Annotated in this window: 18 protein-coding genes and 1 pseudogene; 8 read left to right on the top strand and 11 right to left on the bottom strand. The window is 70.5% G+C overall.

Annotated features, from left to right (window positions below; translation table 11 throughout):
- Positions 1-14 precede the first annotated feature (14 nt).
- Positions 15-983: an SRPBCC family protein gene (locus tag ACPEH0_RS08450; RefSeq protein WP_366213438.1), complete on the top strand. Its 969-nt coding sequence runs from the start codon at positions 15-17 to the stop codon at positions 981-983.
- A 39-nt stretch (positions 984-1022) separates the two neighbouring features.
- Here ACPEH0_RS08450 and sufU read toward each other — a convergent pair whose 3' ends face one another.
- The 8 genes from sufU to ACPEH0_RS08410 form a co-directional block, all read right to left on the bottom strand.
- Positions 1023-1484, bottom strand: a complete 462-nt coding sequence (sufU, locus tag ACPEH0_RS08445; protein ID WP_217529033.1) for a Fe-S cluster assembly sulfur transfer protein SufU — start codon at positions 1482-1484, stop codon at positions 1023-1025.
- On the bottom strand, positions 1481-2776 hold the full coding sequence (locus tag ACPEH0_RS08440; protein ID WP_366213441.1) for an aminotransferase class V-fold PLP-dependent enzyme: 1296 nt from the start codon (positions 2774-2776) through the stop codon (positions 1481-1483). Before ACPEH0_RS08440 ends, sufU begins: the two co-directional genes overlap by 4 nt.
- 47 nt (positions 2777-2823) lie before the next feature.
- Positions 2824-3579, bottom strand: a complete 756-nt coding sequence (locus tag ACPEH0_RS08435) for a hypothetical protein (RefSeq protein ID WP_366213442.1) — start codon at positions 3577-3579, stop codon at positions 2824-2826.
- A 34-nt stretch (positions 3580-3613) separates the two neighbouring features.
- Positions 3614-5668: an APC family permease gene (locus tag ACPEH0_RS08430; protein ID WP_217529039.1), complete on the bottom strand. Its 2055-nt coding sequence runs from the start codon at positions 5666-5668 to the stop codon at positions 3614-3616.
- Positions 5669-5774: 106 nt separating this feature from the next.
- The gene (locus ACPEH0_RS08425; protein WP_366213443.1) at positions 5775-6590 is read right to left on the bottom strand and encodes a hypothetical protein; all 816 of its coding nucleotides are present in this window, start codon (positions 6588-6590) and stop codon (positions 5775-5777) included.
- A complete protein-coding gene (locus tag ACPEH0_RS08420; protein WP_217529042.1) occupies positions 6587-7801 on the bottom strand; it encodes an amidohydrolase in 1215 nt (404 codons plus the stop codon). The genes ACPEH0_RS08425 and ACPEH0_RS08420 overlap by 4 nt, the downstream gene beginning before the upstream one ends.
- Positions 7802-7811: 10 nt before the next feature.
- A complete protein-coding gene (locus ACPEH0_RS08415; protein ID WP_366213445.1) occupies positions 7812-8837 on the bottom strand; it encodes a LacI family DNA-binding transcriptional regulator in 1026 nt (341 codons plus the stop codon).
- Position 8838: 1 nt separating this feature from the next.
- Positions 8839-10512: an alpha-amylase family glycosyl hydrolase gene (locus tag ACPEH0_RS08410; RefSeq protein WP_423719439.1), complete on the bottom strand. Its 1674-nt coding sequence runs from the start codon at positions 10510-10512 to the stop codon at positions 8839-8841.
- 74 nt (positions 10513-10586) lie between these two features.
- Here ACPEH0_RS08410 and ACPEH0_RS08405 point away from each other — a divergent pair, with 74 nt between their 5' ends.
- Positions 10587-11105: an adenine phosphoribosyltransferase gene (locus ACPEH0_RS08405; RefSeq protein WP_366213447.1), complete on the top strand. Its 519-nt coding sequence runs from the start codon at positions 10587-10589 to the stop codon at positions 11103-11105.
- A gap of 9 nt (positions 11106-11114) precedes the next feature.
- On the opposite strand, the gene ACPEH0_RS08400 is transcribed toward ACPEH0_RS08405, so the two are convergent.
- On the bottom strand, positions 11115-12032 hold the full coding sequence (locus ACPEH0_RS08400; RefSeq protein ID WP_366213449.1) for a 2-hydroxyacid dehydrogenase: 918 nt from the start codon (positions 12030-12032) through the stop codon (positions 11115-11117).
- 112 nt (positions 12033-12144) lie between these two features.
- Here ACPEH0_RS08400 and ACPEH0_RS08395 point away from each other — a divergent pair.
- Positions 12145-12575 (top strand): annotated as a pseudogene (locus ACPEH0_RS08395) (DUF1761 domain-containing protein).
- Between the two features lie 4 nt (positions 12576-12579).
- Here ACPEH0_RS08395 and purQ read toward each other — a convergent pair.
- On the bottom strand, positions 12580-13287 hold the full coding sequence (gene purQ / locus ACPEH0_RS08390; RefSeq protein ID WP_064003490.1) for a phosphoribosylformylglycinamidine synthase subunit PurQ: 708 nt from the start codon (positions 13285-13287) through the stop codon (positions 12580-12582).
- A complete protein-coding gene (purS, locus tag ACPEH0_RS08385) occupies positions 13284-13529 on the bottom strand; it encodes a phosphoribosylformylglycinamidine synthase subunit PurS (protein WP_064003491.1) in 246 nt (81 codons plus the stop codon). Before purS ends, purQ begins: the two co-directional genes overlap by 4 nt.
- Positions 13530-13760: 231 nt before the next feature.
- Here purS and ACPEH0_RS08380 point away from each other — a divergent pair, with 231 nt between their 5' ends.
- The 5 genes from ACPEH0_RS08380 to ACPEH0_RS08360 all read left to right on the top strand — a co-directional run bounded on the left by ACPEH0_RS08380 (position 13761) and on the right by ACPEH0_RS08360 (position 19642).
- Positions 13761-15083, top strand: coding sequence for an ABC transporter substrate-binding protein (locus ACPEH0_RS08380; protein ID WP_366213450.1), 1323 nt, complete (start codon positions 13761-13763; stop codon positions 15081-15083).
- Positions 15084-15152: 69 nt separating this feature from the next.
- Entirely contained in the window at positions 15153-16199 is a 1047-nt protein-coding gene (locus ACPEH0_RS08375) for a carbohydrate ABC transporter permease (RefSeq protein WP_217529053.1), read from the top strand.
- The gene (locus ACPEH0_RS08370) at positions 16196-17122 is read left to right on the top strand and encodes a carbohydrate ABC transporter permease (RefSeq protein WP_064003494.1); all 927 of its coding nucleotides are present in this window, start codon (positions 16196-16198) and stop codon (positions 17120-17122) included. Before ACPEH0_RS08375 ends, ACPEH0_RS08370 begins: the two co-directional genes overlap by 4 nt.
- A 43-nt stretch (positions 17123-17165) precedes the next feature.
- Positions 17166-18611, top strand: a complete 1446-nt coding sequence (locus ACPEH0_RS08365; protein ID WP_423719438.1) for a GH1 family beta-glucosidase — start codon at positions 17166-17168, stop codon at positions 18609-18611.
- Positions 18608-19642, top strand: coding sequence for a LacI family DNA-binding transcriptional regulator (locus ACPEH0_RS08360; protein WP_366213453.1), 1035 nt, complete (start codon positions 18608-18610; stop codon positions 19640-19642). Before ACPEH0_RS08365 ends, ACPEH0_RS08360 begins: the two co-directional genes overlap by 4 nt.

The following is a 19642-nucleotide window of genomic DNA, read 5'->3' as shown; positions in this document are numbered from 1 at the left end:
CGAAGGAGAAGGACATGCCCGTCACCGACATCACCACCGACACCGAGAACCTCACGATGACGCTCACCGCCGACGTCGACGCCCCCGTCGACCGGCTGTGGCGCGCGTTCACCCAGCCGCGTCAGCTCGAGCGGTTCTGGGGCCCTCCCGGCTGGCCGGCGACCTTCACCGAGTTCGACTTCACTGTCGGCGGTCACGCCCGATACGCGATGACGAGCCCGCAGGGCGAGAAATCCCGCGGCACGTGGGAGTTCCTCGCCATCGATGAGGGTCGCAGCTTCGAGGTGCTCGACGCGTTCGCCGACGAGGACGGACAGCCGATCGCCGAGTTCCCGTCGATGCGGATGGTCTTCTCGTTCACCGAGACCGCCGGCGGTTCGCGCCTCTCGAACGTCACGTACTTCACCTCCGCCGAGGCGCTCGAACAGGTCGTCGCGATGGGCGCCGTCGAAGGGTCCCGCATGGCGATGGATCAGCTCGACACGGTGCTCCACGGCCTGCGCGAGTGGTTCCAGGGCAAGGGCACGAACGTCGAGCTGCTCGACGACACCCACGTGCGCATCACGCGCCTCGTCGAAGGACCCCGCGATCTCGTGTGGCGTGCCCACCACGATCCGGAACTTCTGAAGAGGTGGATGCTGGGCCCCGACGGCTGGTCGATGGTCGAATGCGTCGTCGGCGACACCTACCGGTACGTGTGGGAGGAGGGCGGAAACCCCGAGAGCCGCTTCGGCTTCGAGGGCGAGACCCTCCTCGACGACGAACCCCGCCGCTCGGTCAGCACCGAGAAGATGATCGGCATGGACGGCCCGTCGACGACCAACGACCTGCAGTTCTACGAGGAGGACGGCGCCACCCTGCTGACACTCCTCATCGAGTACCCCGACCGCGAGACGCGCGACATGATCCTCGCCACCGGCATGGCCGACGGCATGGAGACCTCCTATGCCCGCCTCGAGAGCGAGGTGCTGCAGGCGGTCTGACCGGGACCTCCGGCGGGGCGGGCCGCGGCATCGTCAGGCTCAGGCGCGGGCGAGGGCGTCCTCGAGTGCGACCCACGCGAGCATCGCGCACTTCACGCGCGCCGAGAACTTCGAGACCCCCGAGAGCGCCGCCGCGTCCGCGAAGGTCTCCTCATCGAGCGGGATCGCGCCGCGTGAGCGCAGCGCCTCGCGGAAGCCGTCGATCAGCTTCACGGCATCCTCCCGCGGCAGTCCGTCGTCGCCGCCGTCCTCCTCGATCAGCGCCGCGAGCATCGAGGCGGACGCCTGCGAGATCGAGCAGCCCGACCCCTCCCAGGACAGGTCGGTGATGCGCTCGCCCGCGTCGTCGACGCGCACGCGCAGCGTGATGTCGTCACCGCACATCGGGTTGTGCTGGTGCGAGCTCGCCGTCCGCCCCTCCTCGGGCGACAGACCGCGCCCGTGCGGGTGCTTCGAGTGATCCAGGATGAGCTCCTGGTACAGCGAGTCGAGACCGTTCATGCGTCCACTCCGAAGTAGGAACGGATGCCGCTCACGGCATCCACCAGCGCATCGACGTCGTCGTCGGTGTTGTACAGCGAGGCCGACGCCCGGACGGACGCCGTCACCCCGAACCGCTTGTGCAGCGGCGCGGCGCAATGGTGCCCGACGCGCACGGCGATCCCCTGCGCGTCGAGGTACTGACCGGCATCGTGCGCGTGCACGCCGTCGACCGTGAAGCTCCACAGGCCCACGCGCTCGGCGCCCTCGGCGTCTCCGAGCAGGCGGATGCCGGGGATGTCGACGAGCCCCTCGCGCATCCGCGCGGCCAGGCGCACTTCGTGCGCGTGCACGGCGGCCATGCCCGCATCCTCGAGGTACGACACCGCGGCGGCGAGTCCGATCGCGGAGCCGATCGGCTGGGTCCCCGCCTCGAACCGCTGCGGCGGCGGCAGGTACCCCGCCTCGTCCAGCGTCACGGTCGTGATCATCGACCCGCCGGTGAGGAACGGGGGCAGCGCCTCAAGCACGTCGCTGCGGCCGTAGAGACCGCCGACGCCGTACGGGCCGAGCATCTTGTGCCCGCTGAAGACCGCGAGGTCCACCCCGAGCGCGGGCAGGTCGAGCCGCATGTGCGGAGCAGACTGGCACGCGTCGAGCACCGTCAGCGCGCCGACCTCCCGCGCGAGTGCGACGAGCTCGGCGACGGGGTTCACGATCCCGAGCACGTTCGACACGTGCGAGAACGCCACGATCCGGGTGCGCTCGCCGATGATCTGCGCCGCGGCATCCAGGTCGAGGCGGCCGTCGTCGTGCACGGGGATGTGGCGCAGCACGGCGCCGGTGCGCGCGGCGAGCTCCTGCCATGGGATGAGGTTCGCGTGGTGCTCCGCCTCGGTCGCGACGATCTCGTCGCCGGGCTGCAGCGCGAACCGAGCGGATGCCGGTGCCCCCCGCCCGAGCGTCGCGTTACCGATCGCGTACGCCACGAGGTTCAGCCCCATCGTCGCGCCGCTCGTCCACACGAGCTGCTCCTCGCGGGCGCCGACGAAGCGCGCGACCGTGGCCCGGGCATCCTCGAACAGGTCCGTCGCCTCGGCGGCGAGGGTGTGGGCGCCGCGGTGCACGGCCGCGTTGCTGCGGGTGAGGAAGTCGTACTCGGCCTGCAGCACCTGACGCGGCTTCTGGCTCGTCGCACCGGAGTCGAGGTAGACGAGCGGGTGCCCGTTCACCTCCTGCTGCAGGATCGGGAAGTCCGCGCGCAGCCGGGCAGCGTCGAGCGTCGCGGTCTCGGACAGGGCGGGAGAAGTCACCCCTCTAGGCTACGCCGGTGCGGGGTTCCGGGGCCGGTCGCCCCGGCTCAGAGCTCGGACCACGGGCGGTACGTGATGGAGACCACCGTCTCGTCGGCGGGGTCGGTGTCGACCCACGGCGAGTATCCGTCGAGCTCGGCGTCGTCCTCGGGTCCGTCGGCGCGATCGATCGCGAAGAAGAAACGCGGTTCGCCGTCGGGCATCTCGACCTCTTCGTCGGGTCCGAGGGCGCGGACGTCGTCGGCGGTGAGACCGATCGCGAGGTCGAACTCCGGCGTGACGGCGACGTCGCCCACCTCGTTCGCCGTGACCGAGACGTACGAGGGGACGAAGTACTCGTCGCGCGGCTTGCCGTCCTCCGTGACGATCATGTCGCGGAACATGAACCCCTCCCAGTCGTACGACGTGTAATCGGGGAAGTGCGAGCCGTCGCCCTCGTAGATCGATTCCGACGGCTCGGAGCCGAACGCGTCCGTGAGCGCCGCGACGGCAGCTTCCGCGTCGTCGCGCCACCCGTAGGCGTACAGCTCCGACCCGTCATCCGCGACGATCGTGAAGCCGTCCGCGCCCAGCAGGACCGCGCTCGCCGTCGGGTCCTCGGTCTGCGTCTCCGAGGGCGCGGGCGTGGGCGCCGCCGGGGACGGAGTGGATGCCTCGGGCGTCGGCGAGCCTGCTCCCGGCGCGGCGGCGGGGGCCGGCGCGCGGTTCAGCAGGAGCACGATCGCGATGACGGCCGCGATCGCGAGCACACCCGCGAACGTCAGGAGCGGGATGAGGTTGCGGGGACGCCGGGACTCTGCCATGGGCACATCATGGCAGCCCGCCGACTTTCATCCATCAGTTTTCGGAATGCTCTACCAAACCGTAATGACGCTGCTCGACGCGGCCGCCGCGGTCGTCGCCGGGGAGGGGGCGCGAACGCCGTCCGTAGACGATTTCGGACGAGTCGAGCAGCCACGGCACGAGCGTCACCGTGACGCCGTGCACCATCATCAGCTGCTGCGCGATGCGGCGGGCCCGGCGGTTGTGGAGGGGTGTCTCCCACCAATGCCCCACGATGTACTGCGGCAGGTAGACGGTCACGACCGAGGGTCCGTGCTTCTCGCGGTACTTCTCGATGAAGCCGATGAGCGGCCCGGCGTAGTGGCGGAAGGGCGAGTCGACGACGACGAGGGGCACCGGCATCCGGTGGTACTCCCAATCGGCTTTCAGCTCGGCGATGTCGTCGGTCGTGACGGCCACGTGGACGGCGAGCGTCTTCTCGTGCTTGGCGGCGAGGGCGTAGTCGATCGCCTTGGCGACGGGCTTCTGCAGCTTGCCCACGAGGATGATGGCGAGGTCCCCCGACGAGCCGAACTTCACGGAGTCGTCCATCTCGATCTCGTGCTCGACGTCGCGGTAGTAGCGGTTGACGCCGATCATGAGGAACGCGAGCACCGGCATCGCCAGGAAGACGAGCCACGCGCCGTGGGTGAACTTCGTGATCGTCACGATCGCGAGCACGGCCACGGTGAACGCCGCCCCGATCGAGTTGATCACGAGTCCCGCCGTCGCCTCGCGTCGCGCCGCGGCGGGCCGGGTCTTGAGCAGCCGCAGCTCGCGCCGCCAGTGGCGCACCATGCCGATCTGTCCGAGCGAGAACGACACGAACACACCGATGATGTAGAGCTGGATGAGGGTGGTCAGGTTGGCCTGGAAGACCACGAGGATCGCGATCGCCGCGCCGCCGAGGATCAGCATCCCGTTCGAGAAGACGAGGCGGTCGCCGCGGGAGTTCAGCGCCTTCGGCGCGTAGCTGTCGCGCGCGAGCACCGATCCGAGCAGCGGGAACCCGTTGAAGGCGGTGTTCGCCGCCAGCAGCAGGACGCACGCGGTCGCCGCCTGGATGACGAAGAAGAAGATCGAGTCGCCGCCGAACGTCGCCGCGGCCACCTGGGCCATGAGGCTCGGCTGGGGTCCCGCCTCGCAGTCGAACCCGATCAGCTTGCAGGGGTTCTCGGCGTAGTGCACGCCCGCGATGAGGGCGAGGGCGGTGAGCCCGGCGAACAGTGCGATGGCGATGCCACCCATGAGGACGAGGGTCGTCTGTGCGTTCTTGATCTTCGGCGTGCGGAAGGCGGGGACGCCGTTGCTGACCGCCTCGACACCGGTGAGGGCGGAGCATCCGCTCGAGAAGGCGCGCAGCAGGAGCAGGATGAAGGCGACCTGCGACAGGCTCTCGGCCTCGACGGTGAAGTCGGCGCTCGAGGCGACGGGGGCGTCCCCCATCGCCCACCGGAACAGACCGGTCACGATCATGAGGGCGACCGACCCGATGAAGACATACGTGGGGATCGCGAACGCCTGGGATGCCTCGCGCACACCGCGCAGGTTGACAATGACCAGCAGGATGACGAAGCCCACCGCGAGCTCGACGCGCCACGGATCGAGCACGGGCAGCGCCGAGATGATGTTGTCCACGCCGGAGGAGACCGACACGGCGACGGTCAGCACGTAGTCGACGAGCAGAGCGGATGCCACGACGACACCGGCCTTCTCGCCGAGGTTCGTGCGGGCCACCTCGTAGTCGCCGCCGCCGGAGGGGTAGGCCTTGATGAGCTGGCGGTAGCTGAGGACCACGACGACCAGCAGCACCACGACGGCCGCCGCCACCGGCGGCGCGAAGGCCATGAACGCCGTGCCGCCGAGCAGCAGGATCATGAGCAGTTCCTGCGGTGCATAGGCCACCGACGAGAGCGCGTCGGAGGCGAAGATCGGCAGCGCCCGCTTCTTGGGCAGGAGCTGCCCGTCGAGCTTCTCGGTGTCGAGGGGTTCGCCGATCAGCATGCGCTTCACGGCGGGGGAGGGGGCCGCGTTCGGATCGCGGCTGTCACTGGTCACGGCGGGCGACATTACGCCTCCCGCGAACGCGGTGCAACGCGAAGCGGATGCCGCGCCGTCCCTGGGCTCCAGGCATGACCGGACAGCTCTCGCGGTCAGACTCCGCGCGCGGCGACGGTCACTGACCGCGGGCGCGGAACGTGTACGTGATCGTCGCGACCTTCTGCGCGGACTCGTCCGACTCGACGAAGGCGCTGAACACGCGCTCGCCGTTGTTGTAGAACGTGCCGCGGCCCTCGCCGTAGGTCAGGCGGAGGCGCCCGTTCGTGAGGGCGAACTCGTCGAACGGCCCCTTGCTGCGGGCCTGGTCGATGGTGTCGCCCACCGCGACGCCGAACTCGTTCGTGACCTGCACGTCGGCCGGCAGACCGGCACCGACGGTGACCCAGGTCGGCGCCGGCACCTCGCTGCGCGAGCGTCCGCCGTCACCGAGGAAGACGTCGTAGAGGCGGAAGCCGGGCCACACGTAGATGTCGTAGGCCCAGTTCTCGGCGTCGCCGTTGACGAAGTCCTCCTCCGGCGCCGTGCCGAACGCTTCGGTGAGCGCAGCGATCGCGGGGGCCGCGTCATCCGCCCATCGGTGCGTGAACTCGCCGTCCTCGGACGTGATCGTGAAGCCCGATCCGGTCAGCGCGATCGTCGAAGCCGCCGCCGGCGGCTCGGGCGTGGGCGTCTCGGACGGCTGCGGCTGCTCCTGCGGCGTCGAGGGCGCGGGCTGCGGCGCGGCCGGTGAACTCGCTGCGGGCGGTGCCGCCGTCGTCGGCTCGGTCGCGCGCAGCAGGTAGGCGCTGACCACGACGATCACCGCCACGAGCAGCACACCGGCGATGGCGCCGAGGATCATCGGGACCCGGTTCGGGTTCTCGGGGCGCTCCGGCTCGCGGTGCTCCTGCGGGTCGAGGGGGGCGAAAGGCAGCCAGTCGTCGTTGCTCACGAGAGGAACTCCCGCGCGGCGACGGTCAGGGCGTCGACGCCGCGCTCGATGGTCGGGTGCAGCACGGGGGCGAAGAAGGGGGAGTGGTTCGTCGGGATGTCGCGCGAGATCGTGCCGGCAGCGGCGGCATCCGCGTACTGCTGCGGGTCGACACCGCCCCAGAACCAGTAGACGAGCGGGGCGCCGGACTCGCGGGCGAACCACGAGACGTCCTCGCTGCCGGTGAACATGCCGGGGTCAACGACCGTGCCCTCGCCGAACGCGCGGTCGAGCGCGGCGGTCAGACGCGCGGTCGCGTCGGCGTCGTTGATCGTCGGCGGGAGGGAATGGAGGGTTGAGATCGTGGGTTCCTGTTCGGCACCGGAAGCCGCCGCCTCGGCGCGGACGACGCGTTCGACGCGCGCGAGGATGTCGGCGCGCGCCTCGTCGTTGGGGTAGCGCAGGCTGAGCTCGAGGGTCGCCTCAGCGGGGATGATGTTGTTCTTCAGGCCCGCGTGGATCGAGCCGACGGTCACGACCGCCATCTCGCGCGGGTCGACCTCGCGCGAGACGACCGTCTGCAGGCGCATGACGGTGGCCGCCGCCATGACGACGGGGTCGATCGTGGCGTGCGGGCGCGAGCCGTGTCCGCCGCGGCCGTGCAGGGTGACGGTGATGCCGTCGGATGCCGCCATCTGCGTGCCCGGACGCACACCGATCGTCCCCGCCGGCAGCGGGGTCAGGTGCTGACCGAGGACGATGTCGGGCTTCGGGTACCGGTCGAAGACGCCGTCGGCGATCATCGCCTGCGCGCCGGCGCCGTACTCCTCGGCGGGCTGGAAGACGGCGACGACGGTGCCCGACCATTCGCCGCGGGTCGCCTGCAGCTTCTCGAGTGCCCCCAGCAGCGCGGTCACGTGCATGTCGTGTCCGCACGCGTGCATGACGGGTACGTCCTGCCCCGCCGGGTCGACGCCGCGGGCGGTGCTGGCGTAGGGGAGTCCGGTCTGCTCGGCGACGGGGAGGCCGTCCATGTCGGCGCGCAGCCAGACAACGGGGCCGTCGCCGCTGCGGACGGCCGTGACGACACCCGTGCGGCCGACGCCCTCCTCGTACTCGAGGCCGAGCGCCGCGAGCTCGCGCGTGATGACGCCGGCCGTCCGGGTCTCCTGGAACGAGAGTTCCGGATGCCGGTGCAGATCGGTGTAGATCGCTTCGAGATCGAGGGGCATACCTTCGAGCCTACGGCGCGGGAGACCCCGATACCTCAGCGAGTCCTCCATGCGGGGCGCTCGTCGAGGTGCGTTCGACGAGCCGGAACGAGAGCTCCCCCAGTTCGGTGCGTCCGTCCACGGCCGCCAGGACCGCGTCCGCCGCCCGTTCGCCCTGCTCGTGCGGGAACTGGGCGATCGTCGTGAGGCCGAAGAAGTCGCTCATCTCGTGACCGTCGACGCCGATCACCGAGAGGTCCCACGGGACGTCCCGGCCCTCGTCCCGCGCCGCGAAGAGCGCACCGAACGCCAGTTCGTCGGATGCCGCGAAGATCGCCGTCGGCGGCTCCGCCTCCTGCAGCAGGGCGCGAGCGGCGCGGTAGCCGCCGTCGATCGTGAAGTCGGTGGCGACGAAGCGCGCGTCGCGGATGCCGGCATCCGCCATCGCCGCATCGAACCCGTGGCGGCGCAGGGACGGGATGTCCAGGCCCGGGTCTCCCGGGTACCCGGCGCCGAGGTGCGCGATCCGGCGGTGCCCGAGCGCCAGGAGGTGTTCGGTCGCGAGGCGCGCGACGGCGACGTCGTCGATCCGCAACGCGGGCAGTCGCCGGTTGGTGGAGCCGAGCCCCACGACCGGCAGGTCCAGGGCCAGCAGCCGGTCGACCTCGTCGTCGGCGAGCGTGAGCGACAGCACGATCAGTCCGTCCACGCGCCCGCGGCGCAACGACACGTCCAGCACCCCGTCGCGCTGCGCGCGGTCCGTGCTCATGCTGTACAGCGTCATGTCGTACCCGCGCGGGGTGAGCCGGCTGGCGATCCCGTCGAGCACGTTCGCGAAGAACCAGCGGTCCAGCAGCGGCACCACGACGCCGATGTTCGCCGCGCGGCCCGTCGCGAGAGCGGATGCCGCGGCCGAGACGACGTAGCCGAGGTCGGCGGCGGCGGCGCGCACGCGGGCGCGGGTCGCATCCGAGATGCGCCCGCGCCCGCTGAGTGCGCGGGAGACGGTCGCCGCCGACACGCCGGCTGCGCGGGCGACGTCGTCGATCCCGGTCACGTCACTCCGCGGCGATCCACACGGTGGTGTCGGCGGGCAGTTCGCGACCGAGGAACGCGTCGCTCTCGATGAGCAGGGTGCCCTTCGGCAGGGCGACCGGCGTCGACCCGACGTTCGCGATGACGGTGACGTCGCCGTTGCGGAACGCGATGACGTCGTCGCCGTAGCCGTCGAGCCACTCGAGCGCGCCCGAGCCGAGGTCGTGCGCGCGACGGGTGGCGAGCAGCGTGCGGTACAGCCACAGCGTCGACTCGGGCTGGTCCTCCTGCACGTCGCGGGCGAGCGCCTTCCACTCGGCCGGCTGCGGCAGCCAGCTCTCGCCGGTCGGGCTGAACCCGAAGGCGCCGTCATCCGCGGTCCAGGGCAGCGGGACGCGGCATCCGTCACGGCCGTAGCGCTCGCCGTCGGTGCGGAACCAGGTCGGGTCCTGACGGGCGTCGTCGGGCAGCTCCATCGCCTCGGGGAGGCCGAGCTCCTCGCCCTGGTACAGGTAGGCCGAGCCCGGCAGGGCGAGCATCAGCGCGGTCGCCGCGCGGGCACGACGGAGGCCCGCCGCGGGGTCGGGCTTGCCGGGGGTCGCCGGCCCCACGCCGTGCCCCTGCGGGTGACCCGCCATCGCGAGGCGGGTCGCGTGGCGGATGACGTCGTGGTTCGAGAGGACCCAGGTGGCCGGCGCGCCCACGGCGGGGAAGGCCCGCAGCGACTCGCTGATGACGACGCGCAGCTGCGCGGCATCCCACTCGCTCATCGCGTAGGGGAAGTTGAACGCCTGGTGCATCTCGTCCGGGCGCACCCACTTCGCCGTTTCGTCGACCGTCGGCAGCCACGCCTCGGCGCACAGCGCGCGGTCGCCCTCGTACTCGTCGAGGACGCGGTGCCATTCGCGCCACACCTCGTGCACGCCGTCCTGACCCCAGTAGGGAACCGGCTCGGCGCCGCCCATCGAGTCGGCCTCGGCCGGGGGCGTGTAGTCGGGCAGGCCGTCGGCCTTGATCAGACCGTGCGCCACGTCGACGCGGAAGCCGTCGACGCCGCGGTCGAGCCAGAAGCGCAGCGTCGTCTCGAACTCGGCGCGCACCTCGGGGTTGTCCCAGTCGAAGTCGGGCTGCGAGCTGTCGAACAGGTGCAGGTACCACTGGCCGTCGGGGACCCGGGTCCAGGCCGGCCCGCCGAAGACGGACTCCCAGTTGTTGGGGGGCAGTTCGCCGTTCTCGCCGGTGCCGTCGCGGAACATGTAGCGCGCGCGCTCGCGGCTGCCGGGCGCAGCGGCGAGGGCCTGCTGGAACCAGACGTGCGCGTCGGACGAGTGGTTGGGGACGAGGTCGATGATGACGCGGATGCCGCGGGCGTGAGCCGCCTCGAGCATGTCGTCGAAGTCGTCGAGGGTGCCGAAGAGCGGGTCGACGTCGCGGTAGTCGGCGACGTCGTAGCCGGCGTCCTTCTGCGGAGAGGTGAAGAACGGGCTCAGCCAGACGGCGTCGACGCCGAGCGACGCGAGGTCGTCGAGGTGCGCGGTGATGCCGGGCAGATCGCCGATGCCGTCGCCCGAGGCGTCCGCGAAGGAGCGGGGGTAGATCTGGTAGATCACGGCGGTGCGCCACCACTCGGCGCCGGGGCGGCTCTCGCCGATCGGGGCCAGCGTCGAGGTGACGGTCGAGACGGGGGTCGAAGTCATGCGCGCCAGCCTAGCGCAAGCGCTTGCGCACCCGGTATCCGTTGTCGTCAGGCGAGGCGAGTAACCTCGACCCAGTGAATCCCGACGCCCTCGCCCGAGCCGAATCGCTCATCGCGACGATCCCCGACTTCCCCGAACCCGGCATCCTCTTCCGTGACATCTCGCCGCTGTTGGCGGATGCCGCGGCCCTCCGCACGATCGCGATGGCCATGGCCGAGCCGTACGTCGGCTCGTTCGACGTCGTCGCCGGCGTCGAGGCGCGCGGGTTCCTGCTCGCCGGGGCGATCGCGGTCGCGTCGGGCACCGGCCTCGCACCGATCCGCAAGGCGGGCAAGCTGCCGCGTCCGGCGGGATCGGTCAGCTACGACCTCGAGTACGGCAGCGCGACGATCGAGATGACCGACGACCTCACCGCCGGCGCCCGCGTCCTGCTCGTCGACGACGTGCTCGCCACCGGGGGGACGCTGCGCGCCGGGCAGCAGCTGCTCGAGCAGTTCGGCTACACGCTCGCGGGCACCTCGGTGCTGATGGAGCTCACCGCCCTGCAGGGCCGCACCGTCTGCGGCGACGTGCACAGCGTCTTCACCGTCTGAGCGGAGCGCTCAGGTCCGGATCACCACGTTCTCGGGCTCCTCGCCCGCCAGCAGGTGGCTGATCTGCCGGCGCAGCAGACGCACCACCCGCGGGTGCATCGCGTCGGTCGCGCCCCCGACGTGCGGGGCGATGACGACGCCGTCGAGCGTCCAGAGTGGGTGGTCGGCGGGGAGCGGTTCGGGCTCGGTGACGTCGAGGGCCGCACGGATGCCGCGAGTGCGCGCGTGGGCGACGAGAGCATCCGTGTCGATGAGCGACCCGCGGCCGACGTTCACCACCAGTGCACCCTCGGGCAGCGCCGACAGGAACGCGTCGCCGACGATGTGCCGGGTCTCCTCGCCGCCGGGGAGCGTGACGACGACGATGTCCACGCCGGGCAGCAGCCCGGGCAGCTCGTCGACGGCGTGGACGTGCACGCCGTCCTCGTCGCGCGCGGTCGAGGCGACCGCGACGAGGTCCACCTCGAACGGGGCGAGTCGGGCGGCGACGGCTTTGCCGACCCCGCCGTAGCCGAGCACCATCACGCGGCGGTCGGCGAGGCCCGTCGCCTGGAACGGGCGCCACTCGCGGGCGTCCTGTGCACGGACGAAGCGGTCGATGCCGCGCTGCGCCGTGAGGGTCAGCGCGACGGCGAGCTCCGCCGTGGATGCCTCGTGCACCGTCGTCGCGTTGGCGAACACCACGCCGGCGGGCAGACGCTCCGCGATGCCCTCGTAGCCGATCGACTGACCCTGGACGAGTCCGACCTCGACACCCTCGAGCCAGGGGAGGGGGCTGCCGGAGGCCATGTAGGGCGGGACCACGATGTCGATGCGCGGGCGGGGGGCGGCGGCATTCATCTTCCAGACGAACACGTCCGCGCCGTCGATGTCGGCGAGATCCTCGGCGAGGCGTTCGGTGGGCACGCTGACGCTGATCGAAGCCATGTGCCGAGGCTACCGCCGGGCGCGCGGCGGCGGCTCTCCACCGCATTCCGGCGGGGTGGCGCTACTGTCGCCCCAACAGCCCGCCCGTCCTCGTTCCGACCCGGAGATCGTCGTGATTCCTGAGATCAACTACTGGAGCGTCATCCTCGCGACCGTCTCGACGATGATCGTCGAATCGATCTGGTACGCCCCCAAGGTCTTCGGCACGCGATGGGCCCGTCTGACCGGTGTCGACATGGACCGCCCGGCCGCCACGGCCACCGTCGCCATCGTCGTGACGGTGTTCGTCAGTTTCGCGTCGGCGTGGGTCCTCGCGGGGGCGACGAGCATCGCCTGGCACTTCTACGAGGGGTCGTACCTGTGGTCGGCGATCGTGACCGGCATCCTGCTGTGGGCGGGGTTCACGGCATCCCGTTCATCACGCGTGACGCCTTCGAGGGGCGGCCGTCCTCGCTCACGGTGATGAACCTCGGGCACGAGCTCGTCACGGTCCTCGTCATGGCCGTGATCATCGGCGTCTGGCCCCCGGTGGGGACCGTCTGACGGCTCAGGCGGCGGAGTGCACGACCGCGGAGACCGCCGCGGTGAAGAAGCGCAGACCGTCGACGCCCGATCGCATCGCGGCGGGGGTGTCGGGACCGAAGCCCGGCTCGATCGCGTGCTCGGGGTGGGGCATGAGACCCACGACGTTGCCGCGCTCGTTCGTCAGGCCCGCGATGTCGTCGATCGACCCGTTCGGGTTGACGCCGGCGTAGCGGAACGCGACGAGGTTCTCGCCCTGGATCCGCTTGAGCGTCTCGTCGGAGGCGATGTAGCCGCCGTCGGCGTTCTTGAGCGGGATGACGATCTCCTGCCCGCGGCGGAACTCGTTCGTCCACGCGGTGTCGGCGTTCTCGACGACGAGCCGCTGGTCGCGGCGGATGAACTGCTGGTGGGCGTTGCGGATCAGTCCGCCCGGCAGCAGGTGCGCCTCCACGAGCATCTGGAAGCCGTTGCAGATGCCGAGGACGGGCATGCCCTTCGCCGCGGCATCCTTCACCTCGGACATGATCGGCGCGAGCGCGGCGATCGCGCCGGCGCGCAGGTAGTCGCCGTAGCTGAACCCGCCCGGCAGGACGAGGGCGTCGACGCCGTCGAGATCGTGCGAGCCGTGCCAGAGGGCGACGGGCTCGGCGCCGGCGAGACGCACGGCGCGGCGCGCGTCGCCGTCGTCGAGCGAGCCGGGGAAGGTGATGACCCCGACGCGGACGGTCACTCGACGACCTCGATGCCCACGACGTCCTCGATGACCGAGTTCGACAGGATCTCGTCGGCGATGGTCTTGACGGCGGCGAGGGTCTGCTCGTCGGCGCTGTCGACCGTGAGCTCGAACCGCTTGCCGATGCGGACGTCGCCGAATCCGGCGTGACCGAGGCGCTGCAGGGCGCCGGCGACGGCCTTCCCCTGCGGGTCCAGGAGCTCGGCCTTGGGCATGACGTCGACGACGATGGTGGGCATCAGAAAGCTCCGGGATGTCGCGGGCAGGGTGCGCGACCAGTCTAGAGCCCGCGCCGCGCCGCCGTTGCGCTCCACCGCGGCCGTCCGTGACCAAACCGTGACTCCCGCCGTGGGAGCGCTCCCTTGACAGCTGTGGGAGCGATCCCATAACGTCTCCCACAACCCGATGAGAGCGCTCCCAAAGACGGAGTACGGCACCTGGCTCTCGTCCACACCACAAAGGAGTGTCCTGTGAACTCACGCGTTCTGCGACGCGTCGGAATCATCGCCGGCGCGGCCGCATCGTCCGCTCTCGTCCTGGCCGGCTGCTCGGCCGGCGGTACCGGCGGCACCGGCAGCGGCGGTGGCGGCGACGACGTCACCCTCACCATCACGACCTTCGGCACCTTCGGCTACGAGGACCTCTACAAGGAGTACGAAGAGGCCAACCCGGGCGTGAAGATCGAAGCCACCAACATCGACACCGGCGGCAACGCGCGCACCGACCTCTTCACCAAGATCGGCGCCGGCGGGCTCTCCGACATCGTGGCGATCGAGGAGGGCTGGCTCGGCGCGATCATGGAGGAGGGCGTCGTCGAGAACTTCGCCGACCTGCGCGACTACGGCATCGAGGACCGCAAGGCCGACTGGGTCGATTGGAAGTACGAGACGGCCACGGCACCCGACGGTCGTGTCATCGGCTACGGCACCGACATCGGCCCGAGCGGCATCTGCTACAACGCCCCGGCGTTCGAGGCGGCTGGCCTGCCGACCGACCGCGAGAGCGTCGCCGAGCTGCTCGACGGCGACTGGGAGAACTACTTCGAGATCGGCCAGAAGTACACCGACGACACCGGCAAGGGGTGGTACGACCACTCCGGCTTCGTCTGGAACGCCATGGTCAACCAGCTCGACGAGGGCTACTACACCGCCGACGGGACGTTGAACGTCGAAGGCAACGCCGAGCTCAAGCGGCGCTTCGAGCTCCTCGGCGCCGCCACCGAGGGTGGCCAGTCCGCCGCGCAGGCGGCGTGGGACTGGAACGGCAACAAGTCGTTCGTCGACGGGACGTTCGCGACCTTCGTCTGCCCGGGATGGATGCTGGGTGTCGTTCAGGAGCGCGTCGAGGGCGCGGGCGGGGACGCCTCCACCGGGTGGGACTTCGCGGATGTCTTCCCCGGCGGCGCAGCCAACTGGGGCGGCGCGTGGCTGTCAGTCTCCGAGACCTCGGAGCACAAGGAAGCCGCGGCGAAGCTCGCCGACTGGCTGACGCAGCCCGAGCAGCAGGTCAAGCAGTCGGCGGCTGCGGGCAACTTCCCGTCGACCATCGAGGCGCAGGAGAGCCTCGCGAGCGACGCGACGCCCAACGAGTTCTTCAACGACGCCCCGACCGGCGCGATCCTCGCCGAGCGTGCGAAGGGTGTCGTCGCCCAGTACAAGGGACCGGACGACTCGGTCATCCAGGAGAACGTCTTCGGGCCCGCGCTGAGCGCGCTGGACCGGGGCGAGGTCGACACCGCCGGCGCGTGGGACAAAGCCCTCGCGGAGCTGGCCAAGCAGGTCGAGTCCGACTAGGACCTCCCGCACGGGTCACCGGCATCGCCGGTGACCCGTGCACCATCCCGGCGCACACGAGAGGACACCATGACCACCACCGCTTCGCCGCCGCCTCGCGTGCGCCCGGAGGCCCAGGCCGACGTCGCGGCTCGACCGCCGCGCCTCACCGCACGTCAGCGCCTGTCGCGGTTCGCGTACCGCGGTTCGCCGTACGCCTACATCGCCCCCTTCTTCCTGCTCTTCGGACTCGTGGGTCTTTTCCCGCTGCTGTACACGGTCAACGTCTCGTTGTTCGACTGGGATCTGCTGAGCGGTCAGGACGAGTTCGTCGGTGCGGGCAACTTCGTGAGCGTCCTCCAGGACGACTCCTTCTGGAAGTCCATCGGCAACACCCTGAGCATCTTCCTGCTCTCGGCGATCCCGCAGCTCTCCGTGGCGCTCCTGGTGGCCTACCTCCTCGACCGCGGCTTGCGTGCGCCGACCTTCTGGCGGATGAGCGTGCTCATCCCCTTCGTGGTCACCCCCGTCGCCACGGCGCTCATCTTCTCCAGCGCCTTCAACGAGGCCGACGGCCTCGTCAACAACGTGCTGAACCTCGTCGGCATCCCCGACCAGGAGTGGAAGCACGACACGTTCCTCAGCCATATCGCGATCGCCACGATGGTCAACTTCCGGTGGACGGGATACAACGCCCTCATCCTCCTCGCGGCGATGCAGGCGGTGCCGCGCGACCTGTACGAGTCCGCCGCCATCGACGGTGCAGGGCCCGCGCGTCGGTTCTTCTCGATCACGATCCCCTCGATCCGACCAACGCTCATCTTCGTCATCATCACCGCGACGATCGGCGGTCTGCAGATCTTCGCGGAGCCCCGGCTGTTCGACGTGTCGACCGCCGGCGGCACCGGCGGGAGCGACCGGCAGTTCCAGACGACGGTCCTCTACCTCTGGGAGCTGGCGTTCTTCCGCCGCGATCTCGGCGAAGGCTCGGCCGTCGCCATCCTCCTGTTCGTCCTCATCGTCGGGATCGGCCTCATCAACTTCCTGGTCTCGCGCGGCATCGCCGGCGGCGCGGAGCGTGCCGACCGCAAGGCGCGCCGCGCGCGTCGTTCCGACTCCACGAAAGGTACCCGATGACCACCGCGATCCCGGCACCGCTGCCCGTCCAGCAGGTCGACGTCGTCGAGCCCGAGCGTCCGCGCCGTGGCGGCCGTCGACGTCCCCGCGAGAGCGGGCCGGCCGGCATCGGCAGCCGCCCCGGCTTCCTGACCTACGGACTGCTGACCGCGTTCGTCATCGGCAGCGTCTACCCGATGTGGTGGTCGTTCGTCGTCGGCAGCGGCACCAACGCCACGCGGGCGGAGACGCTTCCGCTCATCCCGGGCGGCAACTTCCTGGCGAACGCCATGAAGGTCCTCGACGCCATCCCGTTCTGGGTCGCCCTGGGTAACTCGGTCCTCATCTCGTCGATCATCACGGTCTCGGTCGTGTCGTTCTCCACCCTCGCGGGCTACGCGTTCGCGAAGCTGCGGTTCAAGGGCCGCGACGGCCTCATGGTCTTCGTCGTCGCGACGATGGCGATCCCCACGCAGCTCGGCATCATCCCGCTGTTCATGCTGATGCGCGAGCTGGGCTGGACCGGCAGCATCGGGGCCGTCATCATCCCGACCCTCGTCACGGCGTTCGGTGTCTTCTTCATGCGGCAGTACCTCGTGGACGTCATCCCCGACGAGCTCATCGAGGCCGCCCGCGTCGACGGCGCGGGGCAGTTCCGCACCTTCCTCACGGTGGGTGTGCCGGCGGCGCGACCGGCCATGGCGATCCTCGGCCTGTTCACGTTCATGACGGCATGGACCGACTTCCTGTGGCCCCTGCTGGTGCTCAAGCCGCAGAGCCCGACGCTGCAGACGGCGCTCAGCCAGCTGCAGTCGGGCTACTACGTCGACTACTCGATCGTCCTGACGGGCGCGATCCTGGCGACGCTCCCGCTCCTGGTGCTCTTCGTGGTCGCGGGCAAGCAGCTCATCAGCGGCATCATGGCCGGCGCGGTCAAGGGCTGACGGTCATCCGGTGAACGTCCTCGCGCAGGAGTACTCTGCCCCCGTGCCCGCCCCCCGCATCCGCCCCTTCCCGACCGGCTTCCTCTTCGGTGCGGCGACCGCCGCCTACCAGATCGAGGGCGCCGCCTTCGAGGACGGTCGCACCGCGTCGATCTGGGACGCCTTCAGCCGGGTGCCGGGGGCCGTCATCAACGCCGACAACGGCGACGTCGCGTGCGACCACTACCACCGCTACCGCGGCGACGTCGCGCTCATGGAGGAGCTGGGCCTCGACACCTACCGGTTCTCCACGTCGTGGTCGCGCGTGCGCCCCGACGGCGGCGCGGTGAACCCGAAGGGTATCGACTTCTACGAGCGTCTCGTCGACGAGCTGCTGGGTGCCGGCATCCGTCCCTGGCTCACGCTGTACCACTGGGACCTGCCGCAGGCGCTCGAGGAGCGGGGCGGGTGGACGGCGCGCGAGACCAGCGAGCGGTTCGCCGAATACGCCCTGTCGGTCCACGACGCACTCGGCGACCGCGTGACGGACTGGACGACGCTCAACGAGCCCTGGTGCTCGTCGTTCCTCAGCTACACCGGCGGCATCCACGCGCCCGGCCGGTTCAGCATCGCCGACGGGATGCTGGCATCCCACCACCTGCTGCGCGGACACGGTCTCGTCGTCGAGGAGCTGCGCCGTCGCGACCCCGCGCTGAACCTCGGCATCACCCTGAACCTGACGGTCGCCGAGGCGGCGGACCCCGCCAGACCCGAAGACGTGGATGCCGCGCGCCGGATCGACGGGCAGTTCAACCGCTGGTTCCTCGACCCGATCTTCCGCGGCGGCTACCCGGAGGACATCGTCGCCGACATCCGCGCCGTCGACGCGGACGCGGTCGCGCGCTTCGAGGCGGCGGTGCTGCCCGGCGACCTCGACACCATCTCCCGGCGGCTCGACGTGCTGGGCGTCAACTACTACCACGGCGAGTTCGTCGGCGGCACGGCCCCCGCAGACCCTCCGCTGCCCGGCGATGCCCCGACCGACCGCGCGGTGGGGTCGCCGTGGCCGGCGGGCGACGGCATCCACTGGTACGAGCGCGGTCTGCCCCGGACGGCGATGCACTGGGAGGTGCAACCCGAGGCGTTGACGGTGCTGCTCGAGCGGGTCTGGGACGAGTACGCGAAGGATGCCGGGACGGCGCTGTTCGTGACCGAGAACGGCGCGGCCTACGACGACGAGGCGGTCGTGGACGACGGCACCGTGCGGGTGCACGACGCGGACCGGGTCGGGTTCCTGCGCGGTCACCTCGCGGCGATCCTGGATGCTGCCGACGCCGGCGTCGACGTCCGCGGCTACTTCTACTGGTCGCTCATGGACAACTTCGAGTGGGCGTGGGGGTACGACAAGCGGTTCGGTCTCATCCGGGTCGATTACGCCACTCAGGAGCGGGCGTTCAAAGACAGCGCGCTGGAGTATCGTCGGGTCATCGCTGCCCGAGCGATGGAATGACTGCACTCCGCGAGGTGACCGTGTCCGATGTCCTCCACCCCCCGGTGACGATCGAAGAGGTCGCCTCGGCGGCGGGGGTGTCCCGCTCCACGGTCTCGCGCGTCGTGAACGGTTCGACCGCCGTCAGCCCCGCCGCGCTCGCCGCCGTCCGCCGCGCGATCGATGAGCTCAACTACGTTCCCAACCGCGCCGCGCGGTCCCTCGCCAGCCGCGCGACGATGGCCATCGCGCTCGTCGTCCCGGAGGACACGACGCGGTTCTTCGGCGACCCCTTCTTCGCGGCGATCGTCAGCGGCATCAACAAGCGGATCTCGAAGTCCGACTACGTCCTGAACCTGATCATCGCCAGCGACGATCCGAACGACAAAGCGACCGAGTACCTCCGCAGCGGTGCGGTCGACGGCGCGATCATCGTGTCCCACCACACGAGCGACGCTTTCATCGACCGCATCGCGGCGGCCATGCCCGTCGTGTTCGGCGGGCGACCCGTGCGCCGGCGCGAACGCGACTTCTACGTCGACGTGGACAACGTCGAGGGCGGCCGTGTCGCGACGCAGCATCTTCTCGACCGGGGTCGGCGCAGGCTCGCCATGGTCACAGGTCCGACGACGATGCCGGGCGGCATCGACCGGCTGACAGGATTCCACGAGGCGCTGGACGCCGCGGGCCTGTCGCCCGTCGCGGTCGAGGACGGGGACTTCACCGCCGCGGGCGGTGCTGCCGCGGTCACGCGGATCCTCCGGTCGGGTGCCGAGTTCGACGGACTGTTCGTCGCGAGCGACCTGATGGCGGGGGCCGTCCTGACCGAGCTGACGCGCGCCGGCATCGGCGTCCCCGAGGACGTCGCGATCGTCGGCTACGACGATTCCCCCGTCGCCACGTCGGTCTCGCCCGCGTTGACGACGGTGCGTCAGCCGTCGCTCGAGCAGGGCGAGGTGATGGCGGACATCCTCCTCACCCTCTTGTCGGGCGGATACCCGCCGCGCGAGACCCTGCTCGACACCCAGCTGATCGTCCGCGAGTCCGCCTGA

This window comes from Microbacterium sp. NPDC079356 (assembly GCF_049545465.1).
Classification (GTDB): domain Bacteria; phylum Actinomycetota; class Actinomycetes; order Actinomycetales; family Microbacteriaceae; genus Microbacterium; species Microbacterium gawkjiense.
Note: the sequence above shows the minus strand (reverse complement) of the source record. Positions and strands in the feature narration are given on the sequence as shown.